10 protein-coding genes are annotated in these 22,156 nt (G+C 61.8%); 8 read left to right on the plus strand and 2 right to left on the minus strand.

The genetic code is table 11. From position 1 onward, the window contains the following. The first annotated feature begins 276 nt into the window (after nt 1-276). From lon to JL39_RS13015, 4 genes are all read left to right on the plus strand, one after another. A complete protein-coding gene (gene lon, locus JL39_RS13000; protein WP_037150768.1) occupies nt 277-2,697 on the plus strand; it encodes an endopeptidase La in 2,421 nt (806 codons plus the stop codon). A gap of 200 nt (nt 2,698-2,897) precedes the next feature. After that, a complete protein-coding gene (hupB, locus tag JL39_RS13005) occupies nt 2,898-3,173 on the plus strand; it encodes a DNA-binding protein HupB (protein WP_007753405.1) in 276 nt (91 codons plus the stop codon). A gap of 180 nt (nt 3,174-3,353) precedes the next feature. Continuing rightward, on the plus strand, nt 3,354-5,546 hold the full coding sequence (locus tag JL39_RS13010) for an esterase-like activity of phytase family protein (RefSeq protein WP_037150771.1): 2,193 nt from the start codon (nt 3,354-3,356) through the stop codon (nt 5,544-5,546). A 66-nt stretch (nt 5,547-5,612) separates the two neighbouring features. Then, entirely contained in the window at nt 5,613-6,077 is a 465-nt protein-coding gene (locus JL39_RS13015; RefSeq protein ID WP_037150776.1) for a GNAT family N-acetyltransferase, read from the plus strand. Nucleotides 6,078-6,138: 61 nt separating this feature from the next. Here JL39_RS13015 and JL39_RS13020 read toward each other — a convergent pair whose 3' ends face one another. Continuing rightward, nucleotides 6,139-7,125 (minus strand): aldo/keto reductase, encoded by a 987-nt coding sequence (locus JL39_RS13020; RefSeq protein ID WP_037150779.1) that lies wholly within the window; start codon nt 7,123-7,125, stop codon nt 6,139-6,141. Between the two features lie 104 nt (nt 7,126-7,229). On the opposite strand from JL39_RS13020, the gene JL39_RS13025 reads away from it, so the two are divergent. After that, nucleotides 7,230-8,462: a DNA repair exonuclease gene (locus JL39_RS13025; RefSeq protein ID WP_037150960.1), complete on the plus strand. Its 1,233-nt coding sequence runs from the start codon at nt 7,230-7,232 to the stop codon at nt 8,460-8,462. Nucleotides 8,463-8,465: 3 nt separating this feature from the next. Beyond that, nucleotides 8,466-11,918 (plus strand): YhaN family protein, encoded by a 3,453-nt coding sequence (locus JL39_RS13030; protein ID WP_037150783.1) that lies wholly within the window; start codon nt 8,466-8,468, stop codon nt 11,916-11,918. Here JL39_RS13030 and JL39_RS13035 read toward each other — a convergent pair. Next, nucleotides 11,896-12,768: a DUF6030 family protein gene (locus tag JL39_RS13035; protein WP_037150792.1), complete on the minus strand. Its 873-nt coding sequence runs from the start codon at nt 12,766-12,768 to the stop codon at nt 11,896-11,898. The genes JL39_RS13030 and JL39_RS13035 overlap by 23 nt on opposite strands. A 456-nt stretch (nt 12,769-13,224) precedes the next feature. On the opposite strand from JL39_RS13035, the gene JL39_RS13040 reads away from it, so the two are divergent. Then, nucleotides 13,225-14,412 carry a polysaccharide biosynthesis/export family protein gene (locus JL39_RS13040; RefSeq protein WP_037150794.1) on the plus strand — a complete coding sequence of 396 codons (1,188 nt, stop codon included), beginning with the start codon at nt 13,225-13,227 and terminating at the stop codon, nt 14,410-14,412. 255 nt (nt 14,413-14,667) lie between these two features. Beyond that, nucleotides 14,668-22,116, plus strand: a complete 7,449-nt coding sequence (locus tag JL39_RS13045; protein WP_037150797.1) for a type I polyketide synthase — start codon at nt 14,668-14,670, stop codon at nt 22,114-22,116. Nucleotides 22,117-22,156: the final 40 nt, after the last annotated feature.

A 22,156-nucleotide genomic window follows, 5' to 3' on the forward strand; every position in this document is an offset into this window, starting at 1 on the left:
GGAAGATCAACAGTAACTCTATAGCGGCTTGGCCTGCTTCGGTTATAGTTGCTGACGGTCGGTGACCGCGTGCTGTGTTCTTGGCGTCCCGTATAAGCGTTTCGAGTGCGCGCTTTGTAATGCTACTGTCACAATGCTGATGCGGCGGCAGCACTGCAAGGCTTGAAATCAAATTTCGGAAACGCCACTTTGGGCGGGAGTGAAGTGCCTGGGTGATTGCCCTGTGATCTGCCCAGGCGACGTATCCCGGAAACGGGACGATGGAAAGGAATTGAAATGACGAATTCAACGTCTGCGGCACCTGGCGGCGAAACCTATCCGGTGCTGCCTCTGCGCGACATTGTGGTCTTTCCGCATATGATCGTGCCTCTGTTCGTCGGACGGGAGAAATCCATTCGCGCGCTCGAAGAAGTGATGGGATCCGACAAGCAGATCATGCTCGTCACCCAGATCAATGCCGGCGACGATGATCCCGAACCCTCGGCAATCTACAAGGTCGGCACCGTTGCCAACGTGCTGCAGCTCCTGAAGCTTCCCGATGGCACCGTGAAGGTGCTCGTCGAAGGCCGCGCGCGCGCCCAGATCGATGGCTATACGGACCGCGAAGAGTTTTACGAGGCGACGGCGAACGTTCTCGACGAGCCCGAAGAGGACGCCGTCGAGGTCGAGGCTCTGTCCCGTTCGGTGGTTTCCGAGTTCGAGAACTACGTGAAGCTGAACAAGAAGATCTCGCCGGAAGTCGTCGGCGCCGCAAGCCAGATCGAGGATTATTCGAAGCTGGCAGACACGGTCGCCTCGCACCTGTCGATCAAGATCACCGAGAAGCAGGAAATGCTGGAGACCGTCAGCGTCAAGCTGCGTCTCGAAAAGGCGCTCGGCTTCATGGAAGGCGAGATTTCCGTCCTGCAGGTGGAAAAGCGCATCCGCTCGCGCGTCAAGCGCCAGATGGAGAAGACCCAGCGCGAATACTACCTCAATGAGCAGATGAAGGCGATCCAGAAGGAACTCGGCGACGGCGAGGAAGGCCGCGACGAGATGGCCGAACTCGAGGAGCGCATCTCCAAGACGAAGCTTTCGAAGGAAGCCCGCGAGAAGGCCGATGCGGAGTTGAAGAAGCTTCGGCAGATGAGCCCGATGTCGGCGGAAGCCACCGTCGTGCGCAACTATCTCGACTGGCTGCTTGGCATTCCGTGGGGCAAGCGGTCGAAGATCAAGGCCGACCTCAACAACGCCGAAAAGATCCTCGAAGCCGATCACTTCGGCCTCGACAAGGTCAAGGAACGCATTATCGAGTATCTGGCCGTCCAGGCGCGCGCAACCAAGATCAAGGGCCCCATCCTGTGCCTCGTCGGCCCCCCGGGCGTCGGCAAGACCTCGCTTGCCCAGTCGATCGCCAAGGCGACCGGCCGCGAATATGTCCGCATGGCGCTCGGCGGCGTCCGTGACGAAGCCGAAATCCGCGGTCACCGCCGCACCTATATCGGCTCGATGCCCGGCAAGGTCATCCAGTCGATGAAGAAGGCGAAGAAGTCCAACCCGCTCTTCCTGCTCGACGAGATCGACAAGATGGGCATGGACTTCCGCGGCGACCCGTCTTCGGCGCTGCTCGAAGTGCTGGACCCGGCACAGAACTCGACCTTCATGGACCATTACCTGGAAGTCGAATACGACCTGTCCGACGTGATGTTCATCACCACGGCAAACACGCTGAACATCCCGGCACCGCTGATGGACCGTATGGAAATCATCCGCATCGCCGGTTACACCGAGGACGAGAAGCGTGAGATCGCCAAGCGTCACCTTCTGCCGAAGGCAATCAAGGAGCATGCGCTGCAGCCGAACGAATTCTCGGTGAGCGACGATGCCCTGATGGCGATCATCCAGCAGTACACCCGTGAAGCGGGCGTCCGTAACTTCGAACGTGAACTGATGAAGCTCGCACGCAAGGCGGTGACCGAGATCATCAAGGGCAAGACGAAGTCGGTCGAGGTCACGGCTGCCAACATCAATGACTATCTCGGCGTTCCGCGCTTCCGCCACGGCGAGGCCGAACGTGAGGATCAGGTTGGTGTCGTCACCGGTCTCGCCTGGACGGAAGTCGGCGGCGAACTCCTGACGATCGAAGGCGTCATGATGCCGGGCAAGGGCCGCATGACGGTCACCGGCAACCTGAAGGAAGTCATGAAGGAGTCCATCTCGGCGGCGGCATCCTATGTCCGTTCGCGCGCTGTGGATTTCGGCATCGAACCTCCGCGCTTCGACAAGTCGGATATCCACGTCCACGTTCCGGAAGGGGCGACCCCGAAGGACGGCCCGTCGGCGGGTGTCGCCATGGCCACCGCGATCGTCTCGGTCATGACCGGCATTCCGGTCAACAAGGACGTCGCCATGACCGGCGAGATCACGCTTCGCGGCCGTGTTCTGCCGATCGGCGGTCTCAAGGAGAAGCTCCTTGCGGCGCTGCGCGGCGGCATCAAGAAGGTTCTGATCCCGGAAGAAAACGCCAAGGACCTGGCGGAGATTCCGGACAATGTGAAGAACAACATGGAGATCATTCCTGTCTCGCGTATGGGTGAAGTGATCCGCCAGGCGCTTGTCCGCCAGCCCGAGCCGATCGAATGGGACGGCACGGTGGAAACGCCGGTGATTGCGACCGTCGAAGGGGTCGACGACGTCGGAACTGCGGTCGCCCACTGATCGATCGTCTTTTGGTCATGCCAAATTGGCACTATCCACGGAAAAAGCCGGTTTCAAGCCGGCTTTTTTTGTGAAAACTGCCGCATACCCCTTGTTTTTCAGGCGATTGCGGAGCTTTTGGGTTGCCAAGGCCTGACACCGAACTATTGTCGGCGCCGAAATACATGAGTCGTTCCAAAACCGCTGAAAGGGGTGGAAACATGAACAAGAACGAATTGGTATCCGCAGTGGCCGAAAAAGCCGGTCTCTCCAAGGCTGATGCCGCATCTGCTGTTGATGCCGTTTTTGAGACCGTACAGGCTGAGCTGAAGAAGGGTGGTGACATTCGTCTCGCCGGCTTCGGCAGCTTCTCCGTTTCCCGTCGCGAGGCATCCAAGGGCCGCAACCCGTCGACCGGCGCCGAAGTCGACATTCCGGCACGCAACGTGCCGAAGTTCTCGGCCGGCAAGGGCCTGAAGGACGCTGTCAACAGCTAACGCGCTGCCTCCGGGCAACCCTGTAGCAGTCTCAATAACGGAAAGGCCTGGGTTTCCCGGGCCTTTTTCGTTTTCTCAGAACATCGTAGGTTGGGCAGCTCCAACGTGTGAAAACCGTCATCCCTCTGTCATGCGCATGCTCCAATAACCAGCGACGGTTTTATGGACAGGAGGGCTCCTATGACATTCCGTATTCACGCCGCGCTGACAGCGGTGCTTCTCGCCTCGGTCGCAGCGCCTGCCAGCGCAGAGCAGGTCTTCAACCGCATCGCATCCTTCCCCGTTGCCAGCAATCTTCCTGCGGACAAGGACAAGCTGACGACCACGTCGGCGGAAATCATCACCGCCAGCGAAGACGGCAATACGCTGATCTATTCCGACAGCCCGCTTGGCGCGATCGGTTTCATCGACATCACCGATCCCAAGGCTCCGAAGGCGCTCGGCGCGCTGTCCCTAGACGGCGAGCCTACATCCGTAGCCGCAGTCGGCTCCAAGGTTCTCGCCGCCGTCAATACGTCGGAAAGCTACGTGAAGCCGTCCGGCAAGCTGAATGTCGTGGATATCGCGTCGAAGAAGATCGAAGCAACCTGCGACCTCGGCGGCCAGCCGGATTCGATCGCTATTTCGAAGGACAAGACCTTTGCTGCGATCGCCATCGAAAACGAGCGCGACGAGGACGTGAACGACGGCGCCATTCCGCAGATGCCGGTCGGTGATCTGGTCATCGTGTCGCTGAAGGATGGTGCCGCCGACTGCGCCTCCATCAAGCATGTCTCGCTGACCGGCCTTGCGGAGATCGCGCCGGAAGATCCGGAACCGGAATTCGTTGCCATCAACGATGCCGGCGAGATAGCCGTCACGCTGCAGGAGAACAACCACATCGCCATCATCGATGGCAAGACAGCGACCGTCGTCGGCCATTTCTCCGCTGGCAAGACCGATCTGGAAGGCATCGACAACAAGACCGACGGCCAGCTTTCCTTCACCGGCAAGGCGGAGGGCGTATTGCGCGAACCGGATGCCATCAAGTGGCTGGACAACAACCGCCTCGTTATCGCCAATGAAGGTGACTGGAAGGGTGGTTCGCGCAGCTTCACGATCTTCGATCGTACTGGCAAGGTTCTCTACGAGTCCGGCGCGTCGCTGGAACGCGAAATCGCCCGCATTGGACATTTCCCGGACAAGCGTGCGAAGTCGAAGGGCGTTGAACTGGAAGGCATGGAGTTCGCTTCCTTCAATGGCCAGAACTACATCTTCATTCTTTCCGAACGCGCTTCCGTCGTGGCCGTCTACAAGGATACCGGCGCCGAACCGCAACTTGCCCAGCTTCTGCCGTCGGGCATTTCGCCGGAAGGTGCTGTCGCCATTCCTGGCCGTAACCTGTTTGCCACCGCCAACGAAGTCGATCTTGGCGAAGACGGCGGTGCACGCTCGCATGTGATGATTTACGAGCTTGCCGAAGGCCAGCCGAGCTATCCAACGCTCGTTTCCAAGGATGTCGACGGCAACGTGCTCGGCTGGGGCGCTCTGTCCGGTCTCGTCGGCGATGCTGAAAAGGACGGCATCCTCCATGCCGTCAGTGATTCCTTCTATGGCATGCAGCCGTCGATCTTCACCATCGACACGACCAGGACGCCGGCTGAGATCACCAATGTCCTGCGCGTGACCCGCGGAGGGCAGCCGGCCCAGAAGCTCGACATCGAAGGTATCGCGCTCGATGGCAAGGGCGGCTTCTGGCTTGCGTCGGAGGGTGATGCCTCCAAGCTGGTCGGGCACGGCCTCTACAGCGTCAGCGCCAAGGGCGAGATCAAGACCGAGATCGGCCTGCCGGCGGATCTGCTTTCCAACGAGAGCCGTTACGGCTTCGAAGGCATCACCACCGTTGGCTCCGGCGACGACCTGACGCTCTGGATGGCAATCCAGCGCGAATGGAAGGACGACCCGAAGGGCACCGTGAAGCTCGTCTCCTATAAGCCGAAGAGCAAGGAATGGGGTGCCGTCCGCTATCCACTGGAGAAGGCAGATGCCGGTTGGGTCGGTCTGTCGGAAATCACCGCGCATGGCGATTACGTCTACATCATCGAGCGCGACAACCAGATCGGCGACAATGCCAGGCTGAAGAAGCTCTATCGCGTCGCAATCGCCGACCTCAAGCCGGGCAAGATCGGCAGCGAACTGCCGCTGGTGAAAAAGGAAGAAGTCCACGACTTCATCCCGGACCTGAAGGTGACCAACGGCTATGTCCTCGACAAGCTCGAAGGCTTTACCTTCGACAAGTCTGGCAAGGCCTTTGCCGTCACCGACAACGACGGCATCGACGATAGCTCCGGCGAAACGCTGTTCTTTCCGGTCGAGCTGAAGGCCACCAACTGAGCATCCATGGATGCCAGAATAAGGAAAGGCCGGGTTTCGCCCGGCCTTTTTGTGTAAGGAGATGCGATGGATATTGGCATAGAGCTGGCACCCGCGGCGCAAAAGCCTCTGCTGAGAGATCTTCTTTCCCAATATCTCGCAGAGTTCGAAAGATATGGCGGCTCCGGCGCTGATTACCCGTATTTCGATGCCTATTGGCAGGAGATCGAAAGCCGCTGGCCCTATCTCATACGACGGGACAGCGAATGCATCGGCTTCGCCTTCGTCAATACTTGGTCCCCGTCGGGCCGAAGCACGGATTTTTCGATAGCTGAATTCTATATCGTTCCGGACGCGCGACGGCATGGCGCTGGACGCGACGCCGCCACCGCCGTCCTGCGCGCCCATCCTGGCCGCTGGGAATTGAGCGTCATGGCGTTGAACACGCCGGCCCAAGCCTTCTGGCCGCGGGCGATCGATGCTGCCGGCGGAGGGGACTTGGAGCGGGTGAAATCGGATAGCGAGACTATTTACCGGTTTAGGATCGGCTGACGGAAGAAAAGCCAAGTACCGTCGGCAGGGGAATGAGGGGCGCCGCCGATCATCTGATCCCTCACCAGCGCTGATGCACATGCGGGGCAACCAGCCGCGCATAGATTTCCTTCGTTGCCGTCATAACGTCGGCAGAAAGTGCGGCAAGTTCGGCCGCCGCAGCATTGTCCTTCGCCTGCGCCTCGTTGCGCGCGCCGGGGATGACGACGGTGACCGCCTCGTTCATCAGGATCCATTTCAGTGCGAAGGCGGCCATGGAGGCGCCGGCCGGCACCAGCTTGCGCACCTCGTCGACGGCTTGAAGGCCCACCTCGAAGGGTACGCCCGCAAAGGTCTCGCCGACATCGAAGGCCTCGCCATGCCGGTTGAAGTTGCGGTGGTCGTCCTTGGCGAAGGCCGTTTCACGGGTGATCTTGCCGGACAGCAGGCCGCTGGCGAGCGGCACGCGGACGATAACCGCCACGTTTTTCCGCTTGGCCTCCTTGAAGAACAAGTCGGCCGGTCGCTGGCGGAAGATGTTATAGATGATCTGGATGCTGACGACGTCGGGATATTCGATCGCCTTCAAGGCCTCCTCGACCTTTTCGACACTGACTCCGTAGTTCCTGATCTTGCCGGCGCGGCGAAGATCGTCGAGCGCGCCGAAGACGTCCGGGCGATAAAGGACCTCGGTTGGCGGGCAATGGAGCTGCACGAGGTCAAGGCTGTCGACTTCGAGGTTCTTGAGGCTGCGGTCGATAAAGGCTTCGAGATTGGCTCTGGTGTAACCGTCGGCGACATGCGGGTTCAGCCGCCGGCCCGCCTTGGTCGCGACCATCGGGCGCGCGCCGCCACGCGACTTTAGAACGCTCGCGATGATCTTTTCCGAACGGCCGTCGCCATAGACGTCTGCGGTGTCGATGAAGGTGACGCCGGAATCGAGCGCGGCTTCCAGCGCCGCCCGGCCATCCGCCTCGCTGACATCGCCCCAGGAGCCGCCGATCTGCCAGGCGCCGAAGCCGACCTCGCTGACGGTGAGGGATGTGCGTCCGAACGCGTGCTGTCTCATGATGTCCTCCGATATATCCACAGGCCGCTCAAGCCGGAGCTTCCGTCGCGCCCGGCATTTGCCTAAAACACATGCTCAAGCTGGCAATCAAAACAAGCGATTCGATGACCTTCCGTTTTATCCATGCCGCCGACCTGCATCTCGGCAGTCCCTTCCAGGGGCTGGCGATGAAGGACGCGGCGATCGCGGAACTCTTCATTGAGGCGAGCCGCAAGGCTTTTTCGGCACTGGTGGATCAGGCGGTCGAACGCCGGGTGGATTTCTTCATCGTTGCGGGTGATGTCTATGACGGCGACTGGAAGGACAACAAGATCGGCTTGTTCTTCAACCGCGAAGTGGCACGGCTGGAGCGCGCCGGCATCCCAGTCTTCCTCCTGAAGGGCAATCACGACGCCGAAAGTGTGATCACGAAGACGATCACGCTGCCGAAGAATGTCAGCGAATTTCCGGTCAACAAGCCCGGCACGTTCAAGCTGGAACACTTGAAGGTGGCGCTGCACGGCCAGGGTTTTGCCGAACGCTCGGCAACCGAAAACCTGGCGCTTGCCTATCCCAAACCGGAGCCCGGCTGGTTCAACGTCGGCGTGCTGCATACCTCACTGACCGGCCGCGAGCCGCATGCGCCCTATGCGCCGTGCTCGGTCGAAGATCTGCGCTCGCGCGGCTACGACTATTGGGCGCTCGGCCATGTTCATGATTTCGAGATCGTCGCGAAAGACCCCTTGGTGGTTTTCCCGGGCAACCTGCAGGGCCGTTCGATCCGCGAGCAGGGGGCGAAGGGCGCCGTGCTGGTCACGGTCGAGGACGGTCGCGTCACCCATGAGCGGATCATCACCGACAGCGCCCGTTTCGGCGAGCTTGCCGCGACGGTCGAACCGGACGACGATATCCCGGCCATTCTCCGGCGACTGGAAAATGCACTGGAATCCGTTGCCGAGAAGATGGAAGGACGGCCGCTGGCGCTCCGTATCCGATTGACCGGCAGGAGCCGTTTCCGCAACGAGCTGACGGCGCGCGCCGACGATTTCCGCGACGAAGTGCAGGCCGCCTGCCATCGCTGCCACGAGGACATCTGGCTGGAGAAGCTGGACGTGCGGCTGGAGCCGGAGACAGCCGGTGCCACGGTACCGGTGGACATGCTCGGCTTGGCAGGCCTCATCCCCATGGGGACATTCCCGCCGGAACTATTGGCCGACGCCGACGCCAGGATCGCTGAGATCACCGCGCGTCTGCCGGGTGGCATCGGCGCCGGCGATCTTGCCCTCGGTGACGACGCGGAAACGCTGCTGGCCGAAGCCCGCGATCTTTTGCTCGCGCGTGCGGCGAGGGCTGGCTGACAGATGCGTTTCAACCGTCTCGACATTATGCGTTACGGCGCGCTGACCGACCGGGCTCTCACCTTCCGGCCCGATGCGAAGCTGCATGTGATCTACGGTCCCAACGAGGCCGGGAAGTCCTCGGCTCTTTCGGCGATTTCCGATCTGCTCTTCGGTTTCCCGAGCGCCGCCGAAATGAGTTTCCTGCACGATCCGACTTCGCTGAGGGTCGGCGCCGAGATCGTCGCGCGCGAAGGGCAGACGCTCGCTTTTCGCCGCCGGCGCGGCCGCAAGAATACGCTGCTTTCTTCGACAGAGGCCGAAGAGGCGCTGCCCGAAGATGCGTTGGCGCCATTCCTCGGCACCTTGTCCCGCGAGGTCTTCGAACGTGCCTTCGGGCTCGATTCCCTGTCGCTGCGGGCTGGTGGGGAAACCATGCTGAAAAGTGGTGGTGAGATCGGCAGTCTATTGTTTTCCGCCGCGTCCGGTCTGACCGGGCTTTCTGGCCTGCGGAAGCAATTGGAAGCGGAGGCCGATGGCATCTATGCGCAACGCCGTTCGAAGGATCGTCTCTTCTATCAGGTAATCGATGCCCATGATGAAGCCCGCAGAGCCGAACGCGACAGTGAGCTGAAATCCGGCGACTGGAAGAAGCTCTTGGCCGAACAGGCCGGGATCGAGGCGGATCTGGCCGCGGTCCAGGCCGAACGGCAGGAGACCAGGCACTCGCTCGACCGGTTGCGCAGGCTTCTGGCGCTGGAGCCGTTGCTGCGTGAGATCGACCGGGAACAACAGCTTCTTGCCCAATACGAAGCGCTTGCCGCGCTGCCGGCCGGTTTCGAGGAGCGGCTTGAGAAGGCGCTGGAAGCCGGTAGGAAGAACGGTGAGGCCCGTGGCGCGGCCGAAGCGGACGTGGCGCGGCTCAGGGAGGAGATCGAGACCGTTCATGTGGACGAGGCGCTGATCGCGGCGGCACCCAGGATCCTTTCAACCCATGCGGAAAAGGGCGCATATCTGAAAGCGCGGGAGGATATTGCCCGGGTGCGCGGCGAGGTCGATGACTTCGACCTTCGCCTTTTTCAGGCCGCTCGCCGGCTTGGTTATGCAAGCGCCCAGGAACTCGAGCGTGCCCAGCCGGCCGATGCCGATCTGGCGCGGCTGAAGAAACTGGTGGAGGAGGGGGGCGAATTCGACCGTAGCCTGAAGCAGCTCCGCCAGCGCATCGAAGAAGAACGCGACGCGCTGCGGCGGCTGGAGGCGACCGGGGCCGATGGTCGCCTCATCGATCCGAAGCCGTGGACGGAACAGCTTGCGGCGCTAAGGCCCGACATCAATGCGATGACGGAGCTCGAAAACCTGCAGGTAAGGGTGGCCAGGGCCGAGGCGAATTTCAACGCCGCCGCCGACCGTCTCGACCCGCCCGTACGCGACATCCAAAAGCTCCGGACCGTGCCGCTGCCGGATATCGCGACACTGGTGAGCCATCGCCGCCTGATCGAGGAAGCCAGGGCAGAAAGCACCAAGGCGCAACAGATGCGAACGGCGTTGCGCGATGAGGCGAAAGCGGTCGCCGGGCAGCTTGCGGGACTGGAAGGACAGGGCAAGATCGTTTCCCGCGAAGATATCGCAGTCGTTCGGGCGCGACGCGACGAGCTCGTCGAAATGTTGGGTGCAAGACCCTCCGCGGACACGCTCGAAGAGCTGAAAACGGCAATCGACCAATCCGACCGGCTTGCCGATGCGGCACTTGCCGATGCCGAGCGTGTCTCCCGCCATGCACAGCTTACCCTGCGGCAGCGGGAACTGGAGCAAAGCGTTGCAGCAGCCGACGCCGCGGCAAAAGAGGCCGAGATCGCAGCCTCCGATGCGGTGACCGAATTCGAAGACCTTTTCCATGCGGCGCCCGTTTCGCCGTCGACGCCGGAACGGATGATCGAATGGCGCCGCGCTGTGGACGGGCTTTCCCATTTGGCGGAAGCGCTGGACGAGGCGAGGGACGGGCTTGAGGCGCTTCGCCTCAAGGAAGAGAAGCTGAAGCCTGTGCTTCTGGCCCTGGCCGATGGTATCGGCCTGGACTCTGCGGCCTTGCCGTCGCCCGCTCTTGCACGGGCACTCGATCGCCGGATCAGTGATATCGCCGATCGCTGGACGGAAAGCCGCTCTCTGGAGGGCAAGCGCCATTCCGCCGAGGAGGCATTGCAGCGGCTGGAGCAGCGGGAAACTGAATTGCGCCGCGAGATCGATCGCTGGCGTGCCGACTTCGCCAATGCGGCGGCGCTGGCTGGCCTGCCGGAAGACGCGACCGTCGATATGGCGCTCGCCGCGCTCGATGTCTGGCGCACGGTGCCCGATCTCTTCTCCGAGCGGGAAAACCGCAACCGCCGGGTGCGCGGCATGGCGCGCGATATGGAGGCATTCGAGGAGGAAGTCCGGACGTTCTGCACGGAGATCGCGCCGGATCTTGCCTCTGTCCCGGCCGATGTCGCGGCAGGCCTGCTGAACGAGCGGGCCGTGGCCGCGAAGACTGCCGAAAACCAGCGGGCCACGCTGACGGCGGCGCTGGAACGTGCCGAATTATCGCTGGCGCGGCACGCTGCAGAAGGGACGGCACTTGAGGCGGAGCTCGCAGAGCTTGCCGAATCGGTTTCGAAAGCCCCTTCCGATCTCGACGCCGTGCTCGAAGATCTAAGGCAGCGCGCCCGGATTGAAGCCAGCCTTCGCCAGTGCCGCGTGCGCTTTGCCGAGCAGGCGGATGGCTTGGATGAAGAGGGAGTGCGTGCGGCGCTTGACGGCTTCGATCGGGTGGCCGCCGGGCTGGAGATCGAACGGCTGGAGGCTGAGGATGGTCGGCAGGTCGACAGGATTTCGGCGCTGCGGACCGCCGAAGCGGATAATCTCCGCCGCCGGCGGGAACTGGAGACGAGCATTGGCGCGGAACGCGCGGTGTTTCAGAAGCACGCGGCCGAGGCCGAAGCGAAAGAACTCGCGCGACGATGGGTGGTGTTGAAGCTTGCTTCGAGCCTCCTCGCAAACTCGATGGAAGCTTATCGCGAACGCCAGGCCGATCCGGTTATGAAGCGGGCAGGACAGGTCTTTTCCGATCTCACAAGCGGCCGTTTTTCACGTCTTGTCCAGCTTTACGACGATGAGGACGAGCTGCAGCTCGCCGTCGAACGGCGCACCGGGGAACAGGTGAAGCTCGAGGGCTTGAGCGAAGGCACCGGTGATCAGCTGTATCTCGCGCTGCGGCTCGCCTTCCTGGAGGACTATTGCAGTCGCAACGAACCCGCACCGCTCGTCCTCGACGATATCTTCCAGACCTTTGACGACGAGCGCACCGCGGCTGGCCTGCGTACGCTCGCAGCGGCAGGCAAGACATTCCAGACGATCCTTTTCACCCACCAGATGAGCCTGGTCGAAACTGCCCGCCGCGAAATCGGCGGTGAGCTCGATCTCATCCAGCTGGAAAGAGGCTAGGCGGCGAAGACGCAGGTGGGGGCTGGCGAGGGGCGGCCTGGAGGGAGAGGCAACCGACGGTCATGCCATAGATCGGCCTGCCTGCCCTGTCCGGCGGCGGTAATGCGGGGTCGCCACAGGTGATCGTCTGCGGCAGAGGCAGGATGACGAGATTGTACCGCCGCTTGTCGATGATTTCCTGCCTGAACGCCATCCAATAGTTTTCCGAGGTCGATGTGAACTCGGTGCGGGCGGTAAGCTTTTGCGCCAGATAGGCGCGGGTCTCCGGCGCCATCGGCAGGTCGAAGCGCTGCATCGCGGCGATCGCCTCGTTGAGGACAACGGTTTCCGTCAGCGGATTTGTCAGGCTGAACTTGAGCCGGAAATTGCGAAAGGTATCCGGCAAGCCGCCTCTCGCCTGGATGAAGAAGGAGGCCGGCTCGGACGAGTTATCGAATTCCTCGAAAATCAGGCACTCCCAGTCGTCGTCCGAGGTGGTGAATGTTGGCTGTGTACCCTTTTGGGTTCGCAGGAGATTGCAGCGTTCTTCGGCGGAAAAGGCTGCTGCTTTTTCGAATAGCGCCATGCGTTCCAGACCTGCTCTGAGAAGCCAGGGCGGAAAGCGACTGGCGGGCGGCTGCCGGCGTTGCCTGTCGATGCGCAGTGCCGGCGGCGCGGCAAGGAGATAGTCCTCAAGGCCGACCTGCCGGACGAGGCGCTCGAAATTGCGGCCGTTGTTGACGGCAAGCACGGTTGCTGCAAGTGCTATAAGCATGCCGGCAAGGAAGAGGCTGAAGGCGAAGGCTGCCATGCGCTGCCTGCGGCGCCGGGCGGCTGGCGTCAGGATTTTTGCCTGGTCCTCTTCCGGCATGGGCTCCATTTCCGATCGAGGAATCTCCGGCGGGTGGCCCCGCGCATAACATATTACCGGACAACCGGAAACTGCTCCGTGTTGGTCCGGTTAAGGCAGGGTTACTCTGGATCGCGACCGAAAGATGGTGGTGGATACCGGCGGCGAGCTTTCGCCGGGCGGTGGGACACGAGCCCGGAATACACAGCGCTCTATGAGCTGCTGGATGGGATATCGGACGCCGGCCCTGTTAACCAAATTCATTAGAAGGCATTTAACTCAACTTGTTTAGGTTCGCTCGTGAATATTAGGGTGCCGCGGACTATGGCCTTAAAAGCGCACAGGAATTTTATTTTCGACGGCACGGTGTGATCCGGCTTGTTGTCGAGAGCCTGGTGTGCTTTTGAAAGGCGGTCGGAATCCCCGAAGTGTCCGCGTTGCCCTTCGGGCACGTGGGCCTGACTTGGAGTATCGAATTTGGTTCGAATGACTGCGATCATGATCTGTGCGGTTTTGGCGGGTTGCCAGGCCGTACCTGGCGAAGGGCCTTTGACGGCGGATATCAAGAAGGATGCAGGTCAATCACCCACCCAGATCGGACGGATCGATGCGGCAGTATTCGACATCGTCAATGTCGACAACCGAACGGCAAAGCTTGTGTCCGACTATGTCGCCACGGCTCTCAATCGCCGGTTCGGATTTGGCGGCGGCGCCGGCCGCGCGGTCATCGGCGTGGGGGACCAGCTGAAGATCAGCATCTTCGAAGCGGGGGCCGATGGCCTGTTTTCCACAACCGAATCGAAACAGACCAGTCTTGATGTCGTCGTGCAGCAGGATGGCACGGCGGCCATCCCCTATGTCGGTTCCATCCGTTTTGCAGGCAAGACGCTTGAGGAGGCTCGGCAGGAGATTCTCTCATCATTGAGGAGCCGAGCCGTCGAGCCGGACGTCATTGTTTCCAGCGTCAACACGGCATCGCGCAAGGTCACTGTTTCGGGTGCTGTGGGGAGTTCCGCGCAAGTGCCGCTTGGCCTGGTCGGAGAAAAGATCACCGACGTGATTGCCAAGGCCGGCGGTCCGAGCGGCCAGCCCTACGAGACCTATGTCACGCTTGTCCGCGGCAAAAAGACGGGCACGGCGCTTCTGTCGTCGGTCATCGACAATCCGAGCGAGAACATCTATGTCCAGCCCGGAGATCAGATTTTCGTAGCCCGCGATCCGCGGACCTTTACTCTGCTCGGTGCTGTCAGGGCGAACGCCCGCATCAATTTCGGCGCCAGCGACCTCAACCTGCTTGAAGCCGTGGCGCTTGGCGGCGGCGGCAATGATGCAGCGGTTGACGCCAAGGGCTATTTCCTTTTCCGTTATGAGGAAGCGGATATCGTGATGAGCCTGCTCGGCAGACAACGTTTCAACGAATTGCTCAGCAAGGGGATGAAGCCTGACAGGCTTGGCCGTTATCCGATCGTTTATAGTTTCGACATGACCCATCCGGATAGCCTGCTCGTCGGGCAGACCTTCCCGGTTAAGAACCGTGACGTGATCTATGCTTCCCGCCATACTTCCGTCGACCTGCGGAAATTCCTGGCGCTCATCGGCGCACCGATCGGTATTGCATCGCAAGGGGCAGGAGTCGCCTACAATCTCGAGCGGATCAGTGACTAGGCTGTCCACAGCCTAGAGTGAGTGGAATAATTTTTCGGATCCATCCAGTCACGGACAGGATTCGTCGAGCTTTTGATGCAGGATGTGAATTTTTGTTGTGCGAATGGCGTATGAACAGGCGAAGCCCGTTTTATGCGAAAGGTTGAATATATGCAGTTTTTTTCGTGACAACCCTTAATAAGTGTGTTGTTAGAGTCATCTGGCGAGATGGCGCGACTGCTTTGCCACGGTAAATGTGACGAACACCGAGTGACCATGACGATCGAAATCATCGGCAGGGCCTGCGTTGCCCCAGGCGCAAATTCTGTACAGGAGCTACAGAAGGTTCTGAGTGAGGGGCGCTGCACAATCACTCGGATTCCCGATGATCGTTGGGAATGTGCCCGCTACTGGCACCCGGCCCAGGGCGTTCTCGGAAAGACCTATACCTTTGCCGCCGGCGTTCTCGACGATATCTACGCCTTCGATCCGGCAGTTTTCGGTCTGTCGCAACGCGAAGCGATGCAGATGGACCCGCAGCAGCGTGTTCTTCTCAACCTGGTCTGGCAGGCGCTGGAAGACGCGAACCTGCCCTGGAGCAAGCTCTCGGAAGAGCGTGTCGGCGTCTATATCGGGGCTTCCAGCCTGGAAGCCGGCAACCTGATCTCGGAAGATCCTGCCTCCGGCAGTCCGTATTTCATGACCGGCAATACGCTGTCGATCGTCTCCAACCGCATCTCGCATGTCTTCGGTCTCAAGGGGCCGAGCATGACGATCGACACGGCCTGTTCCTCCTCGCTCGTTGCTCTCGATCAGGCCGCCGCTGCCCTTGAAAAGGGGGAGATCGATACGGCCATCGTCGGCGGCGTCAATCTGCTCGTCCACCCGCTGTCCTTCGTGGGCTTTGCCCAGGCGCGCATGCTGTCGCCGGAAGGGCTCTGCCGTGCCTACGACACCAATGGTCATGGTTATGTACGGTCGGAAGGTGGTGTCGCGATCGTACTGCGCCGGTCCGACAGGGCGCGGCGTGAACAGGATCGCAGTTATGCGCGTCTGCATGCGGTTGCCGTCAATTCCTCCGGCCGCACGAACTTTATCAGCCTGCCGTCCCGTGAAGCCCAGGCAGCGCTCCTGCATTCGATCTACGAGAACAATGCGATCGATGTGAACCGTCTCGCCTTTATCGAAGGCCATGGCACGGGCACGCGTGTTGGCGACCCGGCTGAAGTCTGGGCGATCGGTACGGTGATCGGGCAAAACCGCCGTGCACCGGTTCCGATCGGGTCGATCAAAACGAATATCGGCCATACCGAGCCGGCATCCGGCCTGTTCGGCCTTCTGAAGGCGATGATCGCGCTTGAGGAAAATTTCCTGCCGGCCTCGCTGCATATCGAAAAGGTCAACGAGGACATCGATTTCGATAGCCTGAACGTGCGGGTCAACACGTCAGCGGTGAAACTGCTGCCGGCCAAGGAGGCCCGCTTCGCCGGTGTCAATTCGTTCGGTTTCGGCGGAACAAATGCGCATGTCGTGATCAGCGATCCGGAGCGGCCGGCGCCTCTCGATTCGCCGAAAACGGAAGGCTCTTTGTTTGTCGCGAGCGCCCACACCGTTTCGGCGCTGTCGAGGCTCCTCGAAGACTACAAGACGTGTCTTTCCATGTCCAAGCCCGAGCAGGCGCGCCGCATCATCAGCGCCACGGCCGCCAACAGGGAGATCCTGCGCCATCGCTTCGCCGTCGAGGCCAGGGACAGCGAAGGCGTGCTGACGGCGATCGAGGCTCACCTTGCTGGCGAGGCCTCACAGGGTGAGCGCGGCGAGGCGCCGGCCCAGAGCGCGAAAATCGCCTTCGTCTTTTCCGGCAATGGTGCTCAATGGGCGGGGATGGGCGTCGAGGCTTACCGGGAAAGCCGGCATTTCCGGCAGTGTTTCCAATCCTTCAGCGCTCTCTTCGAATATCACCTCGGGGAAAAGCTCACCGACCTCCTCGATGCGTCGGATCTTGCGCTTCGACTTGGCGATACCAAGATCGCCCAGCCCATGCTGTTCGCGGTCCAGGCCGCGCTCTCGGATTGCCTGGTCGCGCTCGGCGTTCGACCGGACGCGGTTTTCGGTCACTCTGTGGGCGAGATTGCAGCTGCTTATGCGGCCAAGGCCCTGACCGCTGCCGAGGCGGTCGCGATCGTTGCCAAGCGCTCCAAGTATCAGGATATTTTCGCCGGCCAGGGCAAGATGGCGGCGGTCGTCCTGAACGAGGAGGCCGCACGCGCCTTTGCGAAATCGCAGGGCCTCGACAATATTTGCATTGCGGCGATCAATGCGCCGAATTCGGTAACGATTTCCGGTCCGACCGAAGAGATCCATGCATTCCGCGATGCGGCCCGCAAGGCGCAGATCGTCGCCCACGTCCTCGACATCAACTATCCGTTCCATCATCCGATCATCGATGAGGCCAGGGACGCTTTCCTCGCCGACCTGCCGCAGATCGAGCCGGAAACGGGGACCTGCGCCTATATCTCGACTGTGACCGGTGAAATTCAGGATGGTCGCGGGCTGGATGCCGAATACTGGTGGCACAATGTCCGCGAACCGGTTCTGTTCAAGGCGGCCGCCCAGGTGGCGATGGAGATGGGCTGCAACCTCTTCATCGAGATTTCGCCGCGCCCGATCCTGTCGAACTATCTGAGCGATATCGCCAAGCATCAGTCCGTCCAGGCCGTCGTCACCGCGACGCTGCAGCGCGAGGCGCCGATGCCGGGCCGGGACCCGGTCGCGCAATCCTTCGCGCGCGCGGTCGCCCACGGTGCTTCGCCGCTCCTGTCACGCCACAGCGGCAAGCGCAACGCCTCCGTCGATCTGCCGAGCCTGCCGTTCGAGCCAATCGAGCTGAAAAGCCCGCCGACAACCGACGAAATCGACGTTTTCGGGCGCAACAACAGAAAACCCTACACGCTGCTCGGCTGGCGGAGCGACCCCAATGCTCCGCATTGGAAGAATCATATCGATGCGCGGCTTTTCCCGGACCTTGCCGAGCATGTGGTGGATTCGCGCGCCATCCTGCCGGGCAGCGGTTTTATCGAGATCGCCGTCACGGCGGCACAGCGCTATCACGGCACAGACGAAGTCGAAATCTCCAATCTGGAGATCGTCCGGCCGCTGGAACTGCGACAGGACCGGGTGGCCGAACTGTCGACCATGTTGTCGCCGGAGACCGGTTATATCGAGATCCGTTCGCGCGAGCGGTTGAGCAGTGACGATTGGACGGTGCATGCGGTCGCACGCACGCGCCGCCCCGTCGACGGCGAGAACGGCGTGCCGATGGAACTGCCGCAAGGCGGACAGGGTACGGTCGTGACCTCCGGCGAAGCCTATGAGACGGCTGAGCGTTTCGGTCTCCAGTATGGCCCTCGCTTCCAGCTTCTCTCCAGGGCGACGGCCTATGGCCGCACCTTTGTCGAGGTGGACCTGAAGCCGGCGGAGGCGCCGGCCCACCCCTTCGTCGAATACAATCTGAACCCGTTCTCGGTCGATGCCGCTTTCCATGGCCTGGTTGCTCTATTCGATCAGCTTTCCGGCAATGAGGCGGGCGCGCCCTACATTCCGGTGCGCTTCGGCTCGATCTGTGTTGTCGGCAAGGGCAGTCCGATCACCAGGGCAATGATCGAGATCGAGCGGTTCAGCGGATTTTCCCTCAAGGTCCGGTTCTGGATGTTCGACGCGGAAGGAAACGTCGTCGCAACCTTCGACGATTGCCGTTTCCGCCGCACGTCGCTCCGCCGTCATCACACCTTGGCCTCTGTCGCGTTTCACTATGAGTCCGTTCCGTCGACGCTGTTCGCATCGGAAAGCGGAGACCGGCCCGGCCTCGCCACCGTGTTCGGGTCGGCACGGGGCCAGTCGTCCAACAATGCGACGCTGCTTCTGGATGCGGCCATTTACCGGGCCTGTCACGAGATCGCGGCCATGCTCGCGGACAACAGAGGCGTTATTTCCACTCGCCGTCTGCCGGGAGATGCGGAGTTCCGCTCCTTCCTGACCAATTGCCTGTTCGTTCTGGAAGACGCGGGCATTGCCACGGCGGATGAAGGCGAATGGCATATCCCGCGGGAATTCACCCTGCCGCCGGTGAGCGAGATCCTGCAGGAGATCTATCGCGAAGATGCCGGCCGCGTCGCGGAAGCGGTGCTTGTCAACAACGCCTATCGGGATGCGCTCGCACGTCTCTCCATCGCCTCTCTGCGCGGTAGCGATGAAAGCGTCGCAAAGGCAGAGACGACCAGCGAGGCGATGCTCGACCACGTGCTGGTGCATTCGCCGCTCGCTGAACGACGCCTTTCCGCCGTGGTCGAAGCGGTTGAAGCGGCTCTTGCCGAACGGAATGACGCGGTTCGCTCCATCCTGGAAGCCGGAACGACCTCCGTGGCGTTCAGTCGCCGCCTGGCGGCGATTGCTGCGGAAAAGGGGGCGATGCTGATCATCGCCGAGCCTCGCGAAGGCGTGCGCCGGACCCTCGAAATCGCCTTCGAACATGACGTGCATGTCGTTCTTCCCGAGATCGAGAAGCTTGGCGAACAGCCGGCTGTCGACCTGGTGATTGCTGCGGGCACAGAGAGCCAGAGGCTTCTGGCGAGCGATGAGGAAATCCGTGCGGCGATCCGGCTGGCGTCCGCGAAAGGCGCTGGCTTGTTGTTTGCCGACCATGCGCCGTCCGCCTTCAACGACTTCGCATTCGGCCAATCGGAAGGCTGGTTCGAAAGCAGCCAGTCTTCGGAATTCCCGATCGGCCGGCTTGGGGCTTCGCGTCAGGTGGAAGACCTGATCGCCACCCTCGGCTTCGAAAGGCCGCATGCAGAGGAACGGGCCTACCCGGAAGGCGCGCTTATCCTGGCGACGGCGACATCGGCAGCATTGCCGCGGGAAGATGTCGCAAACGAAGCCGCCACTCCGATCCTCATGCTTTCCGAAGCCGATCGCAGGATCGCCGCCGCCGACGCGATCGAGGCCGTCGATATCGACGCCGACGAGGCCGCGCTTGCCGATGCCTTCGCGCGCCTGGAAGGCCAGACGCTCCGGCTGGTCTATGTTGCGGAGCGCACGGGGCCTCGCGACGCCTCGGCGCTTGCGCAGGACCGCTTGCGCAGGCTGGGTCTTCTGGCGGAAACGCTGTCGACATATCCCCGCAATATCGGGACGGCGGCTGTCAGGCCGACGCTTCTGATCGTCGCACCGGGCGGTTCGCCGCTTGCCGGCGACAGGACGGACGGGGCCAATGCCGGCTTGTGGACGTTCGCCCGCGTTCTGCAGAACGAATACGACGCCTTCGATGTCCACCTGCTGGACACCGAAACCGACGAGATCACCGCATCGTCACTTCCCGCTGAGATATTTGCTGCATCCACGACCAATCGCGAATGGATGATGGTGGATGACCGCGTTCGGGAAGTCCGCGCCGCTGCCGGCCCGTTCCCGTCTTCCGACGTCATGCGTTCCGATTATCCGGCGGCGACCATCCGTCAGTTCGTTGGGGGCCGCGTCGACAGCATCGCCTGGGAGGCATGCGATCTTCCGGTACCGGACAAGCACGAGGTGGTGATTGCGGTCGAGGCGACCGGCCTCAACTTCCGCGACGTGATGTGGGCCATGGGCCTCCTGCCGGAAGAGGCGCTGGAAGACGGCTTCGCCGGCGCGACGATCGGCATGGAACTGGCCGGACGCGTCGTTGAAGTGGGCTCGGCGGTGACCGATCTTGCCCCGGGCGACCGGGTCATGGGGATTGCGCCGGCTGCCTTCTCGACCCATGTCCGGGTCCGCCGCGACGGTGTCACGAAATTCCCGGACCGGATGGGCTTCTGCGCCGCTGCAACAGTGCCGGTCACCTTCCTGACGGCCTATTACGCCATGGTCCATCTCGGCCATATCGAGAGGGGTGAGACGATCCTCATTCATGGCGCCGCCGGCGGCGTTGGCCTTGCGGCGCTGCAGATCGCCAAGCTGAAGGGGGCGACCGTCATCGCCACTGCCGGCACCGTCGAGAAACGCCGATTCCTCGAAGCGCTGGGCGCCGATCATATCTTCGATTCGCGATCGCTCGACTTCGTTTCCCGCGTGCGCGGCGTCACCAATGGCGAGGGCGTTGACCTGGTGCTCAACTCGCTCTTTTCGGAGGCCATGGAACGCAGCATCGAACTGGTGAAGCCGTTCGGTCGCTTCCTCGAACTCGGCAAGCGCGACTATTATTCCGACCGCAAGATCGGGCTCAGACCCTTCCGCCGCAATATCAGCTATTTCGGCATCGATGCGGACCAGCTTCTGGTCAATTTGCCGAAGGTCACCGGCAAGATTTTTGCCGAGATCGGGCGCCTGTTTGCCGACGGCAAGCTGACGCCGCTGCCCTATCGCGCTTTCGCCCATGACGAGATCGGCAGCGCCTTCCGCCTGATGCAGAATGCCGGTCATATCGGCAAGATCGTGGTCCGGCCGCCGGCAATCGGCAGGGACAAGGTTCTCGCCGCGCCGGGCAAGCCGCTGCGCTTCTCGGGCGACGGCGTCTTCCTCGTCGCCGGCGGCATCGGTGGGTTCGGCCTCGTGGCTGCGGATTGGCTGGTCGCAAAGGGTGCGCTCCGTATCGCGCTCTGCTCGCGCCGCGGGGTCGCGGACGCCGAGACGCAGGCGGCAATCGCCGCATGGCAGAAGAAGGGCGTCAATGCGACCGTGCACGCCTGCGACATTACCGACGAGGCCGCGACTGCTTCGCTTCTGGAACTCCTGCGGTCCGAAGGTCCCGTGAAGGGCATCGTCCACGCCGCGATGGTGCTCGACGACGCGCTTCTCGCCAACCTGACGCCCGAGCGCAACAAGCCGGTCGTGGATGTGAAGGTGAGGGGAGCCGAGGTGCTGCACCGCCTGACCGCCGGGGACGATCTCGAACTCTTCCTGCTCTTCTCGTCCGCTACCACGATGATCGGCAATCCGGGCCAGGCGAACTATGTCATCGCCAATGGTTACCTCGAAGGCCTGGCCCGCGCGCGCCGTGCCGCCGGCTTTCCGGCGTTGGCGGTCGGCTTCGGTGCGATCGCCGACACGGGCTTCCTTGCCCGCAACGCCGAAGTCAACGAGATACTTGCCAAGCGCATCGGCAAGACGGCGATGAAGGCGCGCGAAGCATTGGAACAGGTCGAGCGTTACATGGTCGCCGATACCGGCAGCATCGATGCGGCCGCTGTGATGATCGCGGAAGTCGATTGGAGCGCTGTTCGCATGCTGCCGATCGCCAGGGGCGCGATCTTCGAGACGATCATCCGCCAGGCCGGCAGCAACAGCGCCGTGGCCGACGGTGATACGATCGATCTGGAGGAAATGATCCACGGCAAATCGGCTGAGGAGGCGCAGCAGATCCTTCACAATCTGGTGGCCGCCGAGATCGCCGCGATCCTGCGCGTGGCGGAAGATACCATCACGCCGGAAAAGGTCCTGAAGGAGATCGGTCTCGACAGCCTGATGGCGATGGAACTCGGCATGGGCTTCCAACAGAAGACAGGATTCGATATTCCTTTAAGCGGCGTCGGCGACGATACGACCGTCGGCGATGTCGTCACGCGCCTGCGTGAGCGCGTGTCGAAGCACAACGATGAGACCGAGGATTCGGCCCCCGCCCAGAGCGAGGTGGTCGACAGGCTTGTGAAGAGCCATTCGGTTTCCCGAGAGCAGAAAGCAGCGACGCAGTGAAGAACGAAGGTCCGGACGACGAAATTTCCTCAGGGCTCGG

Origin of the sequence: Rhizobium sp. YS-1r, from assembly GCF_000757525.1 — a bacterium.
In the GTDB taxonomy this organism is placed as follows: Bacteria; Pseudomonadota; Alphaproteobacteria; order Rhizobiales; family Rhizobiaceae; genus Neorhizobium; species Neorhizobium petrolearium.